This window comes from Streptomyces sp. NPDC043680, assembly GCF_056436685.1.
On the sequence record NZ_JBWKCE010000003.1, the window covers coordinates 400,794 to 420,712 of the forward strand.

20 protein-coding genes and 1 pseudogene are annotated in these 19,919 nt (G+C 72.1%); 6 read left to right on the forward strand and 15 right to left on the reverse strand.

Translation table 11 applies throughout. From position 1 onward, the window contains the following. Positions 1-40: 40 nt before the first annotated feature. Positions 41-2,146: a PhoX family protein gene (locus AC0666_RS08345; RefSeq protein ID WP_478707294.1), complete on the forward strand. Its 2,106-nt coding sequence runs from the start codon at positions 41-43 to the stop codon at positions 2,144-2,146. A gap of 44 nt (positions 2,147-2,190) precedes the next feature. Here the strand turns inward: AC0666_RS08345 and AC0666_RS08350 are convergent, their stop codons facing one another. From AC0666_RS08350 to AC0666_RS08365, 4 genes are all read right to left on the reverse strand, one after another. Next, positions 2,191-3,531 carry a sensor histidine kinase gene (locus AC0666_RS08350; protein WP_478707295.1) on the reverse strand — a complete coding sequence of 447 codons (1,341 nt, stop codon included), beginning with the start codon at positions 3,529-3,531 and terminating at the stop codon, positions 2,191-2,193. A 10-nt stretch (positions 3,532-3,541) separates the two neighbouring features. Further along, the gene (locus AC0666_RS08355; RefSeq protein ID WP_468965801.1) at positions 3,542-4,267 is read right to left on the reverse strand and encodes a hypothetical protein; all 726 of its coding nucleotides are present in this window, start codon (positions 4,265-4,267) and stop codon (positions 3,542-3,544) included. Between the two features lie 81 nt (positions 4,268-4,348). Next, entirely contained in the window at positions 4,349-6,346 is a 1,998-nt protein-coding gene (locus AC0666_RS08360; protein WP_468965799.1) for an FUSC family protein, read from the reverse strand. A gap of 89 nt (positions 6,347-6,435) precedes the next feature. Continuing rightward, a complete protein-coding gene (locus AC0666_RS08365) occupies positions 6,436-7,263 on the reverse strand; it encodes a hypothetical protein (RefSeq protein WP_468583862.1) in 828 nt (275 codons plus the stop codon). 160 nt (positions 7,264-7,423) lie between these two features. Between AC0666_RS08365 and AC0666_RS08370 the strand changes: the two genes are divergently transcribed. Continuing rightward, the gene (locus AC0666_RS08370; protein WP_468965796.1) at positions 7,424-7,840 is read left to right on the forward strand and encodes a hypothetical protein; all 417 of its coding nucleotides are present in this window, start codon (positions 7,424-7,426) and stop codon (positions 7,838-7,840) included. A 75-nt stretch (positions 7,841-7,915) separates the two neighbouring features. Here the strand turns inward: AC0666_RS08370 and AC0666_RS08375 are convergent, their stop codons facing one another. From AC0666_RS08375 to AC0666_RS08395, 5 genes are all read right to left on the reverse strand, one after another. Then, positions 7,916-8,071, reverse strand: a complete 156-nt coding sequence (locus AC0666_RS08375; protein ID WP_468965794.1) for a hypothetical protein — start codon at positions 8,069-8,071, stop codon at positions 7,916-7,918. Positions 8,072-8,636: 565 nt separating this feature from the next. After that, positions 8,637-9,218: a class F sortase gene (locus AC0666_RS08380; protein ID WP_468965791.1), complete on the reverse strand. Its 582-nt coding sequence runs from the start codon at positions 9,216-9,218 to the stop codon at positions 8,637-8,639. A gap of 231 nt (positions 9,219-9,449) precedes the next feature. Next, a complete protein-coding gene (locus AC0666_RS08385) occupies positions 9,450-9,695 on the reverse strand; it encodes a hypothetical protein (RefSeq protein WP_356852098.1) in 246 nt (81 codons plus the stop codon). 21 nt (positions 9,696-9,716) lie between these two features. Beyond that, positions 9,717-10,472 carry a CbtA family protein gene (locus AC0666_RS08390; protein ID WP_468583867.1) on the reverse strand — a complete coding sequence of 252 codons (756 nt, stop codon included), beginning with the start codon at positions 10,470-10,472 and terminating at the stop codon, positions 9,717-9,719. A 24-nt stretch (positions 10,473-10,496) separates the two neighbouring features. Next, entirely contained in the window at positions 10,497-10,712 is a 216-nt protein-coding gene (locus AC0666_RS08395; protein WP_361717230.1) for a CbtB domain-containing protein, read from the reverse strand. Between the two features lie 189 nt (positions 10,713-10,901). On the opposite strand from AC0666_RS08395, the gene AC0666_RS08400 reads away from it, so the two are divergent. Further along, the gene (locus AC0666_RS08400) at positions 10,902-11,378 is read left to right on the forward strand and encodes a histidine phosphatase family protein (protein ID WP_478707296.1); all 477 of its coding nucleotides are present in this window, start codon (positions 10,902-10,904) and stop codon (positions 11,376-11,378) included. Here AC0666_RS08400 and pucL read toward each other — a convergent pair. Together pucL and AC0666_RS08410 are read right to left on the reverse strand one after the other, a co-directional pair. Then, on the reverse strand, positions 11,375-12,292 hold the full coding sequence (gene pucL / locus AC0666_RS08405; protein WP_468965787.1) for a factor-independent urate hydroxylase: 918 nt from the start codon (positions 12,290-12,292) through the stop codon (positions 11,375-11,377). The genes AC0666_RS08400 and pucL overlap by 4 nt on opposite strands. 231 nt (positions 12,293-12,523) lie before the next feature. Continuing rightward, the gene (locus AC0666_RS08410; protein ID WP_478707297.1) at positions 12,524-13,876 is read right to left on the reverse strand and encodes an aminotransferase class III-fold pyridoxal phosphate-dependent enzyme; all 1,353 of its coding nucleotides are present in this window, start codon (positions 13,874-13,876) and stop codon (positions 12,524-12,526) included. 322 nt (positions 13,877-14,198) lie between these two features. Here AC0666_RS08410 and AC0666_RS08415 point away from each other — a divergent pair. The 3 genes and pseudogenes from AC0666_RS08415 (at position 14,199) to AC0666_RS08425 (ending at position 15,978) form a co-directional block, all read left to right on the forward strand. Further along, positions 14,199-14,761: pseudogene (locus AC0666_RS08415) on the forward strand (LuxR C-terminal-related transcriptional regulator). Between the two features lie 91 nt (positions 14,762-14,852). Further along, entirely contained in the window at positions 14,853-15,275 is a 423-nt protein-coding gene (locus AC0666_RS08420) for a DUF6153 family protein (RefSeq protein WP_468965784.1), read from the forward strand. A gap of 55 nt (positions 15,276-15,330) precedes the next feature. Continuing rightward, positions 15,331-15,978, forward strand: coding sequence for a DUF305 domain-containing protein (locus AC0666_RS08425; protein WP_478707298.1), 648 nt, complete (start codon positions 15,331-15,333; stop codon positions 15,976-15,978). Between the two features lie 268 nt (positions 15,979-16,246). On the opposite strand, the gene AC0666_RS08430 is transcribed toward AC0666_RS08425, so the two are convergent. The 4 genes from AC0666_RS08430 to AC0666_RS08445 form a co-directional block, all read right to left on the reverse strand. Beyond that, entirely contained in the window at positions 16,247-16,585 is a 339-nt protein-coding gene (locus AC0666_RS08430; RefSeq protein WP_468965782.1) for a MerR family transcriptional regulator, read from the reverse strand. A gap of 874 nt (positions 16,586-17,459) precedes the next feature. Beyond that, complete coding sequence (locus AC0666_RS08435) at positions 17,460-17,771, reverse strand: SCO5918 family protein (protein WP_478707299.1); 312 nt, start codon at positions 17,769-17,771, stop codon at positions 17,460-17,462. Positions 17,772-17,820: 49 nt separating this feature from the next. Then, positions 17,821-18,159, reverse strand: coding sequence for a CBS domain-containing protein (locus AC0666_RS08440; protein WP_468965778.1), 339 nt, complete (start codon positions 18,157-18,159; stop codon positions 17,821-17,823). 46 nt (positions 18,160-18,205) lie between these two features. After that, positions 18,206-19,732, reverse strand: coding sequence for a DEAD/DEAH box helicase (locus tag AC0666_RS08445; RefSeq protein WP_478707300.1), 1,527 nt, complete (start codon positions 19,730-19,732; stop codon positions 18,206-18,208). Positions 19,733-19,919 lie beyond the last annotated feature (187 nt).

Sequence of the window (19,919 nt, forward strand, 5' to 3'; positions counted from 1 at the left end):
CGCTGTCGGTGTCGGCGCCGTGCATCTACGGAGGAAACTCGTGCGCAAGCTCCTGCCGCTCATCGGCAACCCGCATGGGGGTGGCCGTTCCGCCCTCACCTGTCGCTACCGCTGCGGCGACGCCTGCTTCCACGAGGTGCCGAACACCAGCGACAACGAGTACGTCGGTGATGTCATAGCCCGCGCCTACTCCCGCCGCTCGATGCTGCGCTCGGCCGCCGTCGTCACCGTCGCCTCCGCCGCCGGCACCGCGCTCGCCCTCGGCGGCGACGGCTCCTCGGCCACCGCCGCGCCCGCCGCCGACGCCCACGGGGCCGGTTCCGCCGACGCCGCGAACGCGCAGGGCGCCCGCGGCCTGCGGTTCAAGCCGGTCGCGCCGAACACCGACGACCGGGTCACCACCCCCGAGGGCTACGAGCAGAACGTGGTGATCCGCTGGGGCGACCCGATCGTCAAGGGCGCCCCGGCCTTCAACCCCGACAAGCAGACCGCCGCCGCCCAGGCCGGCCAGTTCGGCTACAACAACGACTTCCTGGCCCTGCTCCCGCTCGGCAGCGGGTACGAGCGCCAGCAGCTCCTCGTCGCCAACCACGAGTACACCGACGAAAACCTGATGTTCAAGGGCTACGACCCGGCGAACCCGACCCGCGAGCAGGTCGAGATCGCCTGGGCGGCGCACGGCCTCGGCGTGGTCGTCGTCCAGGAGGACCACCGCAGCGGCAAGCTGACCGCTGTGGGCCGCCACCAGCTCAACCGCCGCCTCACCGCGACCAGCGAGTTCAGGCTCAGCGGCCCGGTCGCCGGCAGCGCCCTGGTGAAGACCTCCGCGGACGCCACCGGCACCAAGGTGCTCGGCACGCTCAACAACTGCTCCGGCGGCACCACCCCGTGGGGCACCACGCTCCACGGCGAGGAGAACTTCAACCAGTACTTCGCCAACGCCGGCCAGGTCACCGACCCGGTCCAGGCCGCCCGGCTGAAGCGCTACGGAGTGACCACCGGCGCCACCGAGCGCAAGTGGGAGCGCTTCGACAAGCGCTTCGACGTGCTCCAGGAGCCCAACGAGCCGCACCGCTTCGGCTGGGTCGTCGAGCTCGACCCGTACGACCCGAACTCCACCCCGCGCAAGCGCACCGCGCTCGGCCGCTTCAAGCACGAGGGCGCGCAGCCCCGACTCACCGAGGACGGCCGTCCCGTCGTCTACATGGGCGACGACGAGCGCTTCGACTACTTCTACAAGTTCGTCTCGTCGAAGCAGATGAAGAAGGGCAACTCGCGCGCGGCGAAGGAGCACAACCTCACGCTGCTCGACGAGGGCACGCTCTACGTCGCCAAGCTGACCGGCGACTCCCCGGCCGCCGAGATCGAGGGTTCCGGCAAGCTCCCCTCCGACGGCGGGTTCGACGGCTCCGGCGTCTGGATCAAGCTCGCCACCGCCTCCCCTACCGGCAACGTCTCCCACGTCCAGGGCATGACCGCCGAGGAGGTGTATGTCTTCACGCGCCAGGCCGCCGACAAGGTGGGCGCCACGAAGATGGACCGCCCCGAGGACATCGAGCCCTCGCCGCGCACGGGTCGTGTCTACGTCGCGCTCACGAACAACACCGACCGCGGCAAGGCCGGCAAGGCGGGCGCGGACGAGGCCAACCCGCGCAACCTGAACAAGCACGGCCAGATCCTGGAGCTCGCCGAGAACTTCGACGACCCGGCGGGCGACGGCTTCGCCTGGCGGCTGTTCCTGGTCGCCGGTGACCCGAAGGACCCGGCCACCTTCTTCGCGGGCTTCCCGAAGGAGCAGGTCAGCCCGATCTCCTGCCCGGACAACGTGACCTTCGACCCGCACGGCAACCTGTGGATCTCCACGGACGGCAACCAGCTCGGCTCCCACGACGGCCTGTTCGGGGTCGCGACCGCCGGCGAGCGCCGCGGTGAGCTCAAGCAGTTCCTGACGGTTCCGCGCGGTGCCGAGACCTGTGGTCCGCTGGTCCAGGACAAGCGCGTCCTGGTCGCCGTCCAGCACCCGGGCGAGATCGACGGCGCGTCCGTCGAGAAGCCGGAGTCGGTGTGGCCCGACGGCCCCGGCAAGATCGTCCGTCCGGCGGTGGTGGCCGTCTGGCGCAAGGACGGCAAGAACATCGGTCTTTGACAAGGGCGTTGGGGGATGTTTCACGTGGTCGTCCCCCATGGCTGTCAATCAGCGCTCGTCACCCGGCCGACCGGAAGCCTGAGGGTGGTCTCCGCGCCGCCCCCGGGCGGGTTCCTGAAGGTCAACGCGATCTCCAGCACCGCCGCCTGGCCGGCCGCGATGGTCAGGCCCAGCCCGTGCCCCCGACCCCGCCCGGGGTCTCCGGTGCGGAAGCGCTGCGGTCCCTGCTCGATCAGCTCGGGCGGGTAGCCCGGCCCGTGGTCGCGGACGGTGATCAGCGGGCCCTCGACGCTCACCTCGATCGGCGGGCACCCGTGCTTGTCGGCGTTGACCAGCAGATTGGTCAGGATCCGGTCCAGGCGCCGCCGGTCGGTGAAGACCACCGCGTCGCGCACCACCCGTACGGAAACGGGCAGCCGGGTCGCGGAGACGGCCCGCTGCACCGCCCGCCCGAGTTCCACCCGGGTTAGGTCCGCGCGTTCGACACCGGAGTCCAGCCGGGAGATCTCCAACAGGTCCTCGGTCAGCAGGTGCAGCGCCTTGAGGCGGTCATTGATCATTTCCTTGGGGCGGCCCTCCGGCAGGAGGGCGGCCGCGGCCAGGGAACCGGTGAGCGGGGTGCGCAGCTCGTGCGCGACGTCCGCGGTGAAGCGTTTCTCCGCCTCCAGCCGCTTCTGGAGGGAGGCCGCCATCGAGTCGAGGGCCTGCGCCACGTCCCGTACCTCGTCGCGGTAGCGGGGGCGGCGCCGCGCGTCCGCGGAGCCGGAGTCGCCGCCCGCACCGCCACCACCAGGGCCGCCCGACCCGCCCGCGCCGCCTGCGTACGGGGGACCGTCCTCGTCGACCGGGTAGCCGACGCGGGCGTCCAGGTCGCCGGAGCTGATCCGGCGGGCCACGGCGGCCGTCACCGCCAGCCGCCGGCTGATCCGGTTGGCGAGGAAGACGCCCGCCAGCGCCACCACTCCGGCCGCGAGCGCCGAGGAGGCGAGGATCGCGGTGTCGATGTCACGCAGCCTGGCGCGGGTGCTCTCGTAAGGGATCCAGACGGCCAGCGCCTTGCCGTCGGCGGGAGCGGCCGCCCACATCACGGGTTCGCCGTTCTGTTCGCCGACCATGGTGCCGGTCTTCCCGCGCGCGACCAGCTTCCGCAGCGGCTGCGGCAGCCCGGGCGGGTCGAGGACGAGGTTCACGTCGCCGTGCGCGGTGCCGTACTGGTAGTGGCTGACGGCGTGGTCCAGCTCCCGGTCCGCGTCCTTGCGGACCTCCCCGACGATCTGCCGGGCAACCACGTTGTGCACCAGGATCCCGAGCGCCGCCGCGACCGCGCAGCACACCGCCGTGATCGTCAGGGCGATCTTCCAGCGCAGACTGCTCGTGATCCGCATCGCGGCCCCCTCAGCTGCTCGTGGAGCACGGGATGCCGCTGTCCTGCGTGCCCGCGCACTCGTCGAGGGTGAGCTGGGACAGGTTCATGATCCTGGCTTCCGGGTCCCACACGTAGTCGGAGACGGAGACCTTCTTCGGGTTGGACGTCGGCTCGCGCACGGTCAGGTGCTCGTCGGCCACCTCCACGCCCTCCAGGATCCCGTGCCGGGACAGGATGCGGGCGATGGAGCCGTCGTCCTGGACCGTGTAGACGCGCAGTTCGCTGGACCGGCCGTCGATGTCGACGGCGGTGATCAGCTCCTCCCGCCCGTTGCCCGTCACATCGGCCAGAACCGCGGGCCGTACGGGGCAGTCGGGACCGCCGTCCACAGCCTGTGTACAGAGCGCGAGCCGCTGCACGGCCCGCGGGTCGACGAGTCGTCCGCTCCCGCCGTCCTGCGCGGTGGCGGAGGTGAAGTCGGCGCGTACGACGTCCAGCGTGTTCACCCCGCGCATGCTCAGGCCGGCCACCTTGGGCAGGCCGGGGACGACCGCGGCCGTACCGGGTCTCTCACCCGGTCCCGGCGGCTTCGGGCGGATGTCCTTCCACAGGGTCCGAGGAGCGTGCACCGTGCCCTGGTCCCCTTCGTCCCGGGCGCCCTCCACGTCGGCGCACCCGGCCGCGGCCGCGAGGACGGCGACGAGGACCGGGACGGCCGCGGCGCGGCGGCGCCCGGGCGGGAAGAGGGTCCTCATGCCCCGATGCTCCCCCGGGCCGCCCGCCCCGGCCCGGGAACGGAGCCGTTCGAGGGACGCGGCTCGCCGGTCGCCGCCACGTCAGCGGTCCGCGGAGGCGATCGCCCGGGCCGCGGCGAGCTCACGGCGCACCGGGGCCAGGACGGAGGCCTCGTCCCCGGCCCGCGGGGGCGGCGGCTCCAGCTGGGCCGGGGTACGGGCGTTGCGGACCCCCGCGGCCAGGGCCCGCAGATCGGCGGTGACGGCGGCGACCTCCTCGGCGCCTGGAGCGGGTGCCCCGTGGTTGACCCGGACCCGCGCGGCGGTCGTCGCGTCCACGATCCGCTCGACGGCGACCACCAGTGGCCACCATGCGGCGGCCCGCGCCCCCGTCGGCGGCGGCTCGGTCAGGGCCCGCTGGAACTCGCTGCGTACGCCCGACAGGTCCCGGTAGATGCGCCGCCTGGCTTGAAGCCGGGCGGTCCGCGCCGCCCGCAGGGCCGCCTCCGTCGGCTCGTGGGCGCCGAACGCGCGCTCCACGTACCGGGCGGCGTCGTCCACTGCGTCGGCGAGCCGGTCGCCGATCCGGGCGTGCCAGCTCTCGGGCCACAGCAGATAGCCCGCGACCAGGGCGATGGCGCAGCCGATCAGGCTGTCCAGCAGCCGGGGCCGGATCAGGTCGAAGCCCTGGTGGTTGAGGAGGTCCGACAGCAGCAGGATCACGGGGGTGATCGCGGCGGTCTGGAAGGCGTACCCCTTGGCGGAGAAGGCGGGGATCAGGGCGGCCAGCACCGCCATCACCGGCACGTCCCACCAGCCGCGCGGCACCTCGGCGAGCACGGCCGCGGCGACGACCAGTCCGCCCGCGGTGCCCAGCGCGCGCAGCACGGCCCGGGAGAACACCGAGCCGAAGTCGGGCTTGAGGACGAAGGTGACGGTCAGCGCCACCCAGTACGAACGCTCGACCGGTACGAGGGAGACCAGCGACTGGGCCAGCCCGATGCACAGGGCGAGCCGCAGCCCGTACCGCCACGAGGCCCCGGACAGCATCATGTCGCGGACGGCCCGCCGGGCACGGACGGTCAGAGCGGCGGGCCGGCCCAGCCGGTCGTCGACGTTGTACGGGTCGGGCTCGGCGGCGTGCACGATCGCCGCCGCATGGCGCAGGGCCGAGTCGAGGGCCCGTTCGGCGGGGGTGTGCGGTTCGGGCAGGACCGGTACGGACGCCCCCGTACGGCCTTCCTCGACGACGCGGGCCAGCTCCCGTACGGCCGCCGGGAGCGCGGGCGGCAGCGGACCGCCCCGCAGGTGCATGGCGGGAGCCGCCTCGACCAGGCCGATCACCGCGTTCAGCTGGGCCAGCATCCGTACCAGCGCGGGGCTGCGGCCGTGCACCCTGGCCCGCCGGCCCAGCACCAGGTCGTAGGCCTGGTTCAGGGCCTGCGTGACCTCCTGGCGCCGCTCCGTGTACGCGGCTCCCCCTGCGGCCTCCAAGGCGTCGGCGAGGGCCCGGTAGGTGGCGGCGACCGCGGCCCGCTCGGGTCGGTGCCCGCGCAGCGGCCAGCCCAGCAGGGTCAGGGCGAGGACGAACAACCCGCCCGCCGCGAGCAGGACCGGCGCCGTCCACCAGGGGCTGGGCAGCGGCAGACCGGCGCCGACGACGGCGTTGAGCAGCAGGAGCAGGCCGGAGACGGAGGCGACCGTACCGATCGAGGAGATCATCCCGGACACCAGGGCGATCAGGGTGAGCGCGCCGACGGCGAGCCAGCCGTGCCCGAAGACCAGCGTCCCCAGGGTGACCCCGACCGCGCCGGAGAACTGCGGCACGGCGATGTTCAGGATCCGCATCCGGTAGGCGTCCGCGGTGTCGCCGATGACCCCGGACAGGGCGCCCATCGAGGCGAGCGCGCCGTACTCGGGCTCGTCGAGGGCGAAGCCGACGGCGAGCGGAACGGCCAGTGCGATGCCCGCGCGGACGACCGCGGCCCAGGGGACGGGGGCGGCCGTGGGCCGCAGGCCCTTGAGCAGCCAAGCGGGTGGAGCCAGCGGACGGTGCCGGGCCCGCCCGGACGGTATGTCTTCGGTGCGTTCGGTGCTCATACCCGTTTCCGTGCGGCCGCTCGTGAATCGGTTCTACTGCGTCTTCTGCGTCTTCTGCGTGGTTCCGTACATGTCGGTACCTTCCGAGCTTATGGGGTGCGGCGCACCCGGCCCATCACCCAGGCGGCCAGCGCCGCGGCGAGCCCGATCGCGAGCACCACCCAGGCGGTGGTCCGCAGGAACGCGGTGAGCGCGTCGTACACCGCCGCCGCGGCCGGCCGGTCGATGTCGGCCGGCAGGTCGTCCAGGGTGAGGCGGCGGCACAGGCCCACGGCGATCCACAGCAGCACCGCCCCGGCGGCGATGCCCAGGCCGGTGGCCAGCACGGCGCGGCGTCGGTGCACCGCGACGGCCACGGCCGCCGCGGCCAGCACCACGGTCAGTACGGGGAGCCAGACGCCGGCGATCTGGAGCATGTGGAAGCCTTTCCGGAGGTCGCCGAGGTTGTCGTACTCCATGACCTTCACGGAGACGTGGGTCACCGGGATGCGGTCGGCGAGGGGTACCCCGTCGGCGATCAGTTCCTCTCTGATCCGGGCGATGACGGGCGCGAGGTCGACGGTGACGGCGTCGCCGTGGCCGGTGGTGAGCGCGTTGAGGAAGGCGGCGTGCGCGGCCCGGTTGGCCGCGTCCCAGGCCGTGCGGTAGGCCGGGGTGCCCGCGAAGGAGCGCAGGGCCTCGCCGAGCAGGGCGTCGATCCCCTCCTGGAAGGGGCCCGCGTCGATCTGTCCGGCCAGGGCCCGGTTCGCCTGGGTGATGACGACGCCCTGCACCGCAGGGTCCCCGGCGAGCGGGGACATCGCCGCGGTGTAGCGGTCGGCGTTGCCCAGCTCGTGGTCAGCCCAGTACGCGACCGCGCTCGCCGGCACGAGCAGGGCCACGAGGACGATGAGGACCGCCGAGAGGAAGGTGCGCACGTCACCAGGGAATGCCGGGCCGTGGCGCCCCGCGAGCGGTACTGCTGCGGGCGGGTGGCGGAATGGCCGGAGGGCGGGCGGCGACGGGCGGACCGGCTGATCCACTTGCCGCGCCGGGGCGGCGGGTGTGCTCTGGAGGCTGGGAGAGAGGAGCCCCGTCATGGCACATGCGGCACCCACCGCCCAGAGGCGGCACTGGCATGCGACCGGCGCGCACGACGCGAGCAGGGAGCAGATGAAGGGCCAGCTGATGCGCGCGCTGCTCCTCGGGCTGGTCTACGGCGTCTACGCGGCCTTCATGAACCGCAACGTGGGCCCGGTCGACGCGGGCAACGTCTTCTACGGGATCCTGTGCGGCGCGCTCTTCGCCGCCGTCATGTTCGGGCTCGCCCGCGTCGGCCCCCGGCTGAAGCGGGAAGTGCATGCCGCGGGCTACGGAGCCTTCGGTGGCATCGCCGTGGGCTACCTCTACAGCATGGCCGACCACTCGATCCTCCGCTCCTGCTGGGTGGGCCTGATCACGGGCGTGGGAGTGGGACTGGTGGCGTACTACCGCTACCACACCCGGGAGCCCTGAGCCCTGTCTCCGCGTGACCGAGCCGGGACCGTGCCCACGCCTCGGGCGGCGTGGACGGTCCCGGCTCGATCCCTTTCACTCGCCCGCGCGATCCTCGCCCCGGGCCGCGGCAGCGGTGTCGGCGGCCGCGGCCGCCTCCTCGGGGTCGGGTTGACGGGCCGTCGGCGGGGTGCAGCGGGCGGCCTCGGCGCGGAGCATGGCGTTCAGCGCGGTGTACGGGTCGATGGGCATGCGGGAACCTCACGGTGTTCGGAGGGATGCTGTGGGGGGGTGCTCTGCTGCTCGGTTCGCTCAGCAGCGCAGGACCACACTCCGTACCGTCCCCGCTGACAGCATCGGCCCGGCCGTCCCGCAGAGGGCGGCGGTGCCCGGCTGATCGCCGTGTTTCACGTGAAACACGGGCTGCGCCAACTGCCGTACTCCCGGAGTCCCGCGCACGGCCGGCCGGGCCACGGGCCGTGCCTCGGGTTCCGCGGCCGGATCGGATTCACCCTCGGCGGGGGAGCCCGGTTCGCCCGGCGCGGTCGACCCGGGGCGCTCGGCCCCAGCCGCAGACGCAGCCGCCGCGGTGGCCGGACCGGCCGCGAACAGGCACAGCAGCACGACGCAGGCCACCGAAAGCGCCCTGGCCAGTGCCATCCGTGCGTGCCGCGTCCCGCTCATGCGAGGGGTGTGCCCCGACGCGCCCGCCCCCTCCCCGCCGCGGCTGCGAAAGCCCCCGACCGGCGGACGAAGTCACTCCTCCGGATCACTCCTCCGGATCACCCCGCGGGATCAGCGCCTCGTACGCCCGGGTTCAGCGCGTACGGCGTTGGCCGGTCAGCCGGGCCATCACGGTCGTCTCCCCGCTGACCAGGCGCAGTTGGGCCCGCCCCGCCCGCTGTCCGCGCCGGGTGACCCCGGCGGGCGAGACCCGGTCGACGGTGAACACGGCGATACGGTGATCCGCTCGGGCGATCTCCACGGTCAGGCCGCGCCGCAGCTCGGCCAGGCGCAGGTCGTCGGCGGTGACCACGGAGGTGCCGGCGGAGCCGGGAGCCGGGCTGTCGGTGTCCCAGGTGGCCTCGTCCCCGTCGCCGGTCAGCGGCACGTCGACCCCCAGGCTCGGGATGTGCAGCCGCAGTGGCCGCACCGCCCGCAGCGGTGCGATGGCGGCGGCCCGCGCAGGCCGGGTTCCCTTGCCGGACGCTTGGTGCCCGGCATGCTCCAGCTGCGAGACGAGCCGCCGGTGCCCCGACAGGCCGAGCGCACGGGAGGGCAGCGCGTCGGCGGCGGTGACCGCGCTGGGCCGCGCCCCCTCGGTGCTGCGCAACATCCCTACGCCGCCGCAGAGCAGAGCCACTGTCAGCACGCCGACCACCACCTTGGCGCGGGCCATGGATGTCCCTCCTGGTCCGATTCACCGGCACCGGCGGCCGGGTCTCCTGAGAGCAGTGGACCCCCTCGCTGCCCCCAGTACCGACTACAACGCGGGACACTGACGGCGCGTCACAGTCACAGCAGCACCAAAATCCGGGTGTCTTCGCAGCTGGCACCGGGTGCGCGGCCCGTATCCGGGGGCACGTCGAACCCGCCACCGAACGGGTGAGCCACCCCTCACCCGGATGCGTCAGCTGACCACGAACACCACCGCCGCCGCCCCCATCAGGGCGGCGGCGAGGTGGATGGCCGGGTGGCCGTAGTCACCGGACCAGAGATGACGGGCCAGCCCGCCGAGGGCGGCCAGGGCCGTGATGACACCGATCTGCGCAAGCAGCGGCACGGCGGTGAACGGGGCCAGTGCCAGCAGGACGGAGTTCAACCAGAACGGGACCGCGCCGGTCCAGCCGCGCCATTCCCAGATCGCCGTCTGCATGTACGAACCGGCCCCTCATCGTCAACTCGTCGGCTGGACAGCCTCCTTGGGTGCGGGGGACGGCGCAAGGGAGCGTTCGGCTAGATATCCGAAGGCGAGGCCGAAACTCGCCCACATCGCGGTCTGGATGGCCAGGGTGGTGAGCCGGAACTGCCAGATGAGGGTGGCCGGGAAGTCCGCCGGAACCTCGTTGACGGCGGGCAGGGTCGCGTACGCGATGCCGACGGCCACCACGAAGGCGAGACCGGCGACGACGGAGGCGTTCCAGTTGCCGAGCGAGGGCGCCAGGCGGCGGCCCAGGATGAGCGCGCCCGAGCCGAGCAGCACGCTCAGGGCGATCATCAGGATGAAGAGGGTGGTCCGCTTGACGACGGTGTCGGGGTCGCCGACCGCGGGCGGGTTGGCGGGGTACTTGAGGAACGGGACCAGGTTGACGGTGACGAACAGGCCCGTGGAGACCAGGACGGCGGTGGCCCGCGGTCCGAACCGCCCGATGCGGCCCAGGGCGTAGCAGAAGACGAGCGCGGCTATGCCGCCGAGCGCGACCCCGTAGAGCAGGGTGCCGGTGGCGAGGCCGCCGGTGGCCTGGAGGGCCCGGCTGACCGGGGCCATCTCCTCGCCGTGGTCGTGACCGGCCGAGGCCGCCTCCTCGATGGCGATGGCCGCGTCGACCTTGGACTCTCCGAGCAGGTACGCGACGAGGAAGGCGGCCACACCTGCGAACAGGCCGGCCAGCATGCCCCGCACCAGCAGGGTGCGGGGTGAGATGGAGTTCATGTCAGGGCTGTCCTTGCCGCGGTGTTAGTGGCAGGGGAAGCCGAGGAGGTGGCGGCCGTCGTGCATCCACTCGTGGATGCCGTCGCCCTGGAAGATCGCGGTGGCGCCCTGCTCGGCGCCGACGAGGTAGAGCAGGACGAGCATGAGGACGCCGGCGAACAGCGCCCAGGGGGTCAGCGCGGAGAGCGAGATGGGGGCGACGGCGGATGCGCCCGTCGACGGCACGGCGGAGTGGGCCATGGCAGGACCTCCAGAGGGAACACGCGTCCCGGTCAGTGGTGCTCAGAACGACGGTGGCGGGTCTGACTTCCCGTCCCTTCGGGGCGGGTTCACAGTGGCGCGACCGTGCCGGGTTCTCACCGGACTTCCGTCATACCGTCGTCTTATTTGTGTTGTCGCGTGAGACCGTACCGCGTTTACGCTCCCCTTATGAAGAGGGCCGTTGTACGAGTTCAGTTCGTTGCACACCCGTTCGACGACTCGGCGCGGCAGGCGACATTCGGCCGCGGTGCCGAATGCCCGGGTTACTCCGGCTTCCGCGGTCCGGACACCGGCGCCTGGGCGGGCCGCCCCCTGGGCGAGGTCGCGGCCCAGGACCCGGGCGCCGTCCAACGCTGGCTGACGGACCCGGCGTACGCCCCGCCCGGCGGGGAGTGCCTCGACGCGCTCATCGCCCGGGTCGGCGCTGAGCTGGCCGGCCTGCCCGCCGGAACGCACCGGGTCCCGGTCGAGCAGGCCGTCGTACGGGCTGCGGCGGTGTATGCACTGGAGCTGCCCCCGGCCGCCTTCTGGCGGCTCGACGTACGCCCGGACACCGTGACCACCCTCACCGGCCGGGCGGGCCGCTGGAACCTGCTGCTCGGAGCCCCCGTCGAAGAGCGGGGCGGTTCGGGGAGCAGGAGTTAGGCGACGATCCAGTCGCTCGTCGCGATCACCGGCTGTACCCCGTCGCGGTGGACGGTGCCCTCGATCAGGCCGTACATCCGGTCCGCCGCGAAGTACACCTCGTTGTCGTTCTTGAGGCCGAAGGGCTCCAGGTCGACGAGGAAGTGGTGCTTGTTGGGCAGGTTGAGGCGCACCTCGTTGACCTTGGGGCAGTTGTCGAGCACCCGCTCGGCCATCTGGTTCAGGGTCTGCTGCAGCGAGTACGAGTACGTCTCCGCGAAGGCCTCCAGCATGTTCTTGCGGACCTTCTTGTACGACTGGTCCCAGTCGTACGCGGCGTCGTCGGCGGCCAGTGCCGAGTGCGCCCACCGCGCGGTGACCTTGGTCGCCAGGATGCGGTCGTGCGCCTCCTGCAGCGTCGTGTACTTGTCCTTGATGTAGCCGTGGAACTCGGAGTTGGTCGAGTTCATCACCGTCAGGTCCTTCAGACCCGAGATCACCTGGAGGCCCGTCGTCTCGCTGTAGGTGATCTGCGCGGTCCGGACCTCCTGGCCCTTGCGCACGAAGGAGTGCTGCTCCTTGCGCGTCGGGACCGGGATCCGCTCCCAGGCGAACTCCTCGATGCGGATCTGCGCCTCGCGGATCGGCGACTGCGAGGAGACGAAGTGCTTCGCGAGGAGGATGCCGAAGGCCTCGGGGGAGGCGATGCCGTGCTCCTTGCCGAAGGCGTACACCGTGTTCTTGGTGGTGTCGGTCGGCAGGCAGTTGGCGTTGTCGCCGGTCAGGTGGACGTCGCGGAACTCGCCGCGCAGCGCGACGGAGACGTTGAGGTCGCGGATCTCGTGCCAGGATCCGTCGTTGCCCTTGCGGGTCACCTTCACGATGCGGTTCTCGGCCTTGCCGTACTGGTTCTGGGCCAGGACGTGCTTGCTCATGCGCGGTCTTCCTTCGGGTACACGGAGTCCGGATGTCTGGATCCCGTACGCCCGGCGTCCAGCGGTCAGCCCGCTCCCCGCCGTTCGGTCCCGGAGGACCGCCCCGGGACTGACGTGCATCCCGGTCCGTAGGTGCTCTGTCGGATTTCAGCACGTTCACGTGCTGTTCGGAATGGTGCAGATCCTCCGAGACAGGCACCCACGGCTTGGGGGACCGTGCGCCTGTGCAGGTCAGACCGTGTGCGCATCCGCGACCAGCAGGGCCTCGTCGAGGATGGCCAGCCCCTTGGCCACGTCCTCGGGGGCGATGGTGCAGGGCGGGGCGACGTGGATGCGGTTGCCGGCGGTCAGCGGCCACAGGCCGCCCTTCTTGCACGCCGCCCCGAACTCGGCCATCGGCGCGTTGTCCGCCCCGGACGCGTTGTACGGCACGAGGGGCTCGCGGGTGGCGCGGTCCCGTACGAGCTCCAGGGCCCAGAAGGTGCCCAGGCCCCGGACCTCCCCGATCGAGGGGTGCCGCTCGGCCAGCGCCCGCAGGCCCGGCCCCAGCAGCTGCTCGCCGGTGCGGGCGGACTGCTCGACGACGCCCTCCTCCTCCATGACGTTGATCGTCGCCACGGCGGCGGCGCAGGCCAGCACGTGGCCGGAGTACGTCAGCCCGCCCGGGTAGGGGCTGCGGGCGAAGGTCGCGGCGATGGCGCCCGAGATGGCGACCCCGCCGAGCGGGACGTAGCCGCTGGTCACGCCCTTGGCGAAGCAGAGCAGGTCAGGGGTGACGTCCCAGTGCTCCGAGGCGAACCACTTCCCGGTGCGCCCGAAGCCGACCATGATCTCGTCGAGGATGAACACGATGCCGTAGCGGTCGCAGAGCGCCCGGACGCCCGCCAGGTACCCGGCGGGGTGCACGAGCACGCCCGGGGCGCCGCCGACTGTCTCCAGGATGATCGCGGCGATGGACCCGGGGCCCTCGAACACGATCGTGTCCTCAAGGTGGCGCAGGGCGCGCTCGCACTCCTCGGCCTCGGTGGCGGCGTAGAACGGCGAGCGGTAGGCGAACGGGCCCCAGAAGTGCACGACGCCGGCGGTCGCGCTGTCGTTGCCGAAGCGGCGCGCATCGCCCGTCAGGTTGATCGCGGTGGACGTGGCCCCGTGGTAGGAGCGGTATGCGGACAGCACCTTGGGCCGGCCGGTGTGCAGTCGGGCCATCCGTACGGCGTTCTCGACGGCCTCGGCACCGGCGTTGGTGAAGAAGATCTTGTCGAGGTCGCCGGGCGTGCGCTCGGCGATCAGCCGGGCGGCCTCGGACCGCACGTCGACGGCGAAGCCGGGGGCGACGGTGCACAGGTGGGCGGCCTGCTCCTGGATGGCCGCGGTCACCTTGGGGTGCTGGTAGCCGATGTTCGTGTAGACGAGGGCGCTGGAGAAGTCGAGGTAGCGGTTGCCCTGGTAGTCCCAGAAGTACGAGCCCTCGGCCCCGGCCACGGCGAGGGGGTCGATGAGCTCCTGCGCCGACCAGGAATGGAAGACGTGCTTCCGGTCGGCGTCTTTGACGGCGGCAAGGGCGTCGGCGGCTTCTGCGTTCATGATGTGAGCGTAGTTGTCCATGATGTGGTCGGTCCCGTCAGACGATGTGGCGGCCGCCGTCAACCGTGAGCACGTCGCCGGTCGTGTAGGCCGCTCCTGTTGTGGGCCCGGGCTCACCGTGGCGGAATTTCGTTTCCGAAGTGTGGAACTGTACGAAGGTACACCCCGACCGGGCGCCCAGGTGCAAGGTGCCGGGCTCCGGCGGGCGGCATCGTCGACGGCGTCGTAGGCGGACGGATCGCACGGGGGGTACGAGGGTGGACAGCACCATGGACGGCGCCAGGGGACTGGCCGCCAGGGGATCCAGGACCACGGCTGCGAGGTGGTCGCGGCGGTGGACAACGCGGCCTGCTGCGGGCGCTGTTGGAGGAGGCGCCTGACGTCGCGGTGGTCGACGTACGCCTGCCGCCGACCTTCACCGACGAGGGGCTCCAGGCGGCGCTGGAGGCCCGCCGCCGGCGGCCCGGCCTGCCCGTGCTCGTACTGTCCCAGTACGTCGAGCAGCTCTACGCCAACGAACTGCTCGCCGACCGAGCGGGAGCCGTCGGCTACCTCCTCAAGGACCGGGTCACCGATACCGGCCAGTTCGTCGACGCGGTGCGCCGCGTCGCCGCGGGCGGTACGGTCATGGACCCGCAGGTCATCGCGAAGCTCCTGGCGCGCGGCAACGCGCGGGGCCTGACCGGTGAGTTGACCCCGCGCGAGCACGACGTACTGGAGCGGATGGCCGAGGGGCGCTCCAACGCGGCGATAGCGAACGCGCTGCACATCAGCGAGAGCGCGGTGGCCAAGCACACCGCAGCCATCTTCACGAAGCTCCGCATCGCTCCGTCCCCGGACGCCGACCGCCGCGTCCTGGCGGTCCTGGCCCACCTCAAACGCTGAGGACCCGGCCGGGGGACGGGCCCCGGGCCGCCGCCAGGGCGTGGGCGGGGCGCGCTGCCGGGGGCCCGGGTGCGGCTCGTACGATGGCTGCGTGACCTCCGCCGCGCCGCCGACGAGCCGCCGCCCCGCCGGGCGGGGCTTCGTGCTGCTGGTGCTGGCGGTACTGGCCGGCGTACTGGGCATGCACGGCCTGGCCCCGGGCGGCGCGCCCACCGCGCACCCGCATCGCGCCGAGGCGGCCGCCCACGGGGCCGCCCACGGGGTCGTCCACGGGACCCACGGTGCGACGGAAGACTGCGCGCAGCCCTCGGGCGGGGACGGATCCCCGCACCTGGAGCATGCGGACGGCACCTGCGCGGCCGCCGGAATCGGATCCCCCTACGCCCCGCCCGCCCTGACGGCGGCTACGGCGCACACCCCGGCCGCAGCCACGCCGCCCGCCGGCCCCCAGGGGGAGACCGGGGGCGGCCGGGCGCCTCCCGACCTCGCGGAACTGCAACTCCTGCGGATATAGGCCGCGCCGAGCTCCGGCGCGCCCTGATCCCGTACATCCGAGGAGTTGCATGACCATGACCACGACCACGACCACCATGCGCACCCGTTCCTTGGTCGCGCTGGCCACGGCCACCACGGCACTGGTCCTCACGCTGACAGCCTGCGGCGGCGGCAACAGCACCGCCGACCACCCGGCGGAGGGCCACGAGGGCCCCACGGCCTCGGCCCCCGCCCAGTCCCCGGGCGCCGGCCACAACGCGGCGGACGTCGCCTTCGCCCAGGGGATGATCCCCCACCACCGCCAGGCGGTGGAGATGGCCGGACTGGCCGCGTCGCGCGCGGAGTCGGCGGAGGTGAAGAAGCTCGCCGACGAAATCAAGAAGGCGCAGGACCCGGAGATCAACGCGATGTCCGGATGGCTGACGTCCTGGGGTGAGCAGGTGCCCGCCCCGGGCGCCGCGGACCACTCGGCCCACGGCGGCGGCGGCACGCCCTCCGGGATGATGACCGCCGAGGAGATGACCGGCCTGGAGAAGGCCTCGGGCAAGGCCTTCGACACGGCCTTCCTGGAGCTGATGGTCAAGCACCACGAGGGGGCGATCGCCATGGCCGGCACGGAGCGCAAGACCGGCTCCTACGGCCCGGCCAAGACCATGGCCGAGGCGATCACCGCGTCCCAGTCGGCAGAGATCGCCCGCATGAAGACCCTCCTTCGCCCCTGACCCCTGCCGCACCGGCCCCACCGCGGGCCGGTGCGCCGGTCGGCGCTGGGGTGACACTCTCGCCGGCGACGCCTGTGGGGGAGCGGCCGGCGGTGCGTGCTCGGGCTCCTGGGCGCGCTGCGGGCCCTTGACCGGGCGGGTCAGACGGGCGGTTCAGACACCGGGTCAGATCCGGCCGCCGTGTCGAGGCGGCGGTATGGGCGACATGGGTGGCACGGGCGACCCCCAGTCGGCTGCCGACCCGGCGGATACCGACGTCGGCCTCACCTCAGGCCGAGGCCGACGGGCCGGACGATTCGGCGGCGCGGCGGTATTCGGCGTTGATGCGCTGGGCTTCTTCGAGCTGGTCTTCGAGGATGACGATGCGGCAGGCGGCCTCGATGGGGGTGCCCTGGTCGACGAGTTCCCGGGCGCGGGCGGCGATGCGCAGCTGGTAGCGGGAGTAGCGGCGGTGTCCGCCCGCGGAGCGGAGCGGGGTGATGAGGCGGGCTTCGCCGATGGCGCGGAGGAAGCCTTGCGAAGTGCCGAGGATCTCGGCGGCCCGGCCCATGGTGTAGGCGGGGTAGTCGTCGTCGTCGAGACGGCCGAATGAGTCGTCTGCTGTCATTGCACCTCTCTCATGTCTGTCATGCATGGTCCCTCATGTCTCCGGGAACGCGTGGAGGGGCCTTGGTGCCGTACGGCACCAAGGCCCCGAAGGAACTACTACACCATCTGCCGGCCCTGGTACTGCGCCGGCCTTCTGTTTCCGCAGACCCGACCGAGATGCCGTCGGGCGTGCGGGGATCGCGGTTGCTTGACCGGAGACCACCTCACTATCGATGTCCTGCGGTACCCGGGCCCACGACTTCTGCCCGGGCGATCCTGATGGCGCTCGGCTCCTCCGTTCTTCCCTCGGTGATCAACTGCAACTGCTTGCCAAGCTCCCGGTGCGCGCGTCCGCAGCCGACGCCTTCACCGAGCTCCTGCTCACTGACTTCACTGCTGGGTACTGCGTACTGCTTGTACTGCTGGGTAGTACGTACTGCACCTACGGGTACTGCCACTGCGTTACTGCTTGCGGCGGCCCCTGATTACTGCGGGCCACCCGGTCCGGTCGTCAGTCCCGTCGCCGTCCTACAACAACCCTGGCTTCGGAACTCCACCACCGCACCGTCCAACCAACTGCAACTGCGGGTACTTCTGCCCGGCAGTTCGTCTCTGCCGAGCCGTTCCGTCTCTCTCTGGCTACGAGAGAAACCATAACCACGCCACCGCCCAATGTCTACTCCGGCCGAGATAGATTTTCGTTCGCCTCGAAGCGAGCTAGGTTTTCGCGCCTGGTCCAGATCGGCCGAGGCGTCCTGCACTGCAGGTCAGGCGCCGGGATGTCCACAGGTGAGTGCCCTTCTCGCCGGCCGCCGGTACGGCGAAGGGCCCGACCGGCGTGTGCCGGTCGGGCCCTTCTTGCTGTTCTGGGTCGGCTCGTGCCGTTTCCAGGGTCAGACGGTCACCGGGGTGCCGAGCATCGCGGATGCCTGCTGGAGCGGGCTGAGGACGCGCGAGGGCGCCGCGGCCGTGGGAAGGCCGCGGCAGGTGAAGCCGAGCTGGGTCATGGCCCGGAGGACCTCGCCGACGCTGAAGTCGCGGCGGTCCTGGCGGGTGATGACCTGGCCGACCTGCTTGGCGGGGTAGGTGCGGCGGCCGATGATCACGGACTCGCCGAGGACCTGCTCGGGCTTCACGCCCTTCATCGATTCCAGGACGCCGCTCTTGGTCAGGTCGAAGGGGAAGCGGGCGATGACGCAGCGCATGATGCCTCACGGGGGGAGAAGGTGAAGGGGCCGACCGCGGTGAGGCGGGTCAGCGTGCCAGAGCCAGGACGCCGAGAGCGCTGCTCGTGGTCAGGGGCGAGGTGAACGGCCCGCGGTCGCCGAGGACGTCGCGCAGCCGGACTCGGTCCGTGTACGCGTCGCTGTCACGGACGGCGGTGAGCTGGGCCCGGGTCAGCAGTCCGGTGCACAGGCCGTCCTCGTCGCAGACGAGCAGGTGTCCCACGCGGGCACTGGCCATGACGGACAGGGCCACTTCGACCGTCATGTCGTCGCAGATCTGCGGGTCGGTCGCCTCCACGGCGACGTCCGCCGTCCGGTGCACAGGGGTGGCGTCCGCCGGGCGGGGCTGCATCTGGACCAGCGTCACAACGTGCCTCCTGCAGAGATGGGTCAGTTTTCTGATCAAGTGGTTCTCACGCCGCCGCATTGCCTGCGGGCCGCTGCACGCGCATGCGCCGGCCAGCCGAAGCGGGCCTGCGCCGACCGCGGGAGGCTCCGCTGCGCTCGGACCGCTCGGACCGCTCGGACGCCGGGGCGGTGATGGTGACCGGGATGCCGGAGGGTGCCTGGGCGCCGGTGATGCGGTTCAGGGCCTCGTCGCCCGAGCGGACCTGGGTGGTCTGCGGGGTGATGCCCGCGGCCGTCATCAGGCGGGTCATGTCGCGGCGCTGGTCGGGGGTGACGAGGGTGACGACGCTGCCGGACTCGCCGGCGCGGGCGGTACGGCCGCCGCGGTGCAGGTAGTCCTTGGGGTCGGTCGGCGGGTCGATGTTCACGACGAGGTCGAGGGCGTCGACGTGGATGCCGCGCGCCGCCACGTTGGTCGCGACCAGCACGGTGACGTGGCCGGTCTTGAACTGGGCGAGGGTTCGGGTGCGCTGGGGCTGGGACTTGCCGCCGTGCAGCGCGGCGGCCCGTACTCCGCTGCTGAGCAGGTGCTCCGTCAGGCGGTCGACGGCGTGCTTGGTGTCCAGGAACATCATCACCCGGCCTTCGCGCGCCGCGATCTCCGTCGTCATCCGCTGCTTGTCGTTGCCGTGGACGTGCAGCACGTGGTGCTCCATCGTCGTCACCGCACCGGCCGAGGGGTCCACCGAGTGCACGACCGGGTCGGTCAGGTAGCGGCGTACGAGCCGGTCGACGTTGCGGTCGAGGGTGGCGGAGAAGAGCATGCGCTGGCCCTCGGGGCGCACCTGGTCGAGCAGGGCGGTGACCTGGGGCATGAACCCCATGTCGGCCATCTGGTCGGCTTCGTCGAGGACGGTGACGGCGACCTGGTCCAGGCGGCAGTCGCCACGGTCGATGAGGTCCTTCAGCCGGCCGGGCGTGGCCACGACGACCTCCGTGCCCCCGCGCAGCGCGCCGGCCTGCTTGCCGATCGACATGCCGCCGACGACCGTGGTCAGACGCAGTTGCACGGAGCGGGCGTACGGGGCGAGGGCGTCGGTCACCTGCTGGGCCAGCTCGCGGGTGGGGACGAGGACGAGGGCGAGCGGGAGGCGCGGCTCGGCGCGCTGCCCGGCGGTGCGGGCCAGCAGGGCGAGGCCGAACGCCAGGGTTTTGCCGGAGCCGGTGCGGCCGCGGCCGAGGACGTCGCGGCCCGCGAGGGAGTTCGGCAGGGTCGCGGCCTGGATGGGGAACGGCACGGTCACGCCCTCCCTGGTCAGCGTGGCTGCCAAAGCTGCGGGCATGTCGAGGTCGGTGAACGCCTCGGCGGCGGGCAGCGCGGGGGAGATCGTTTTCGGCAGCGCGAACTCGCCCTGGAGCGCGGCGGGCCGGCGGCCGTGGCCGCCGCCCGAGCGGCTCGGACCTCCGGAACGGCTCGGGGCGGACGAGCCGAAGCGGCTGCCCCGACCCGAACCGGCGCCCGTGCCGAAAGCGGGGCCGCCGGTACGGCTGCGGGTGCGGGAGGAGCGCTCGTTCGTACGTGTGGGGTTCATGCAGAACCTTCCTTGATACGGCACGCATCAAGGAATTCCAGCAGCGGAAGTGCAGCGCGGGAATCACGAGAACGGGCCGAATGAAATGCGGCAGCGAATCTGGCCTACAAATGATCCGTGCGTGCGAGATCTGTAGGTGCGCAGGCGCTGAAAGGGGCGGCGTCATGCGGATGTGAAATCCAGGACG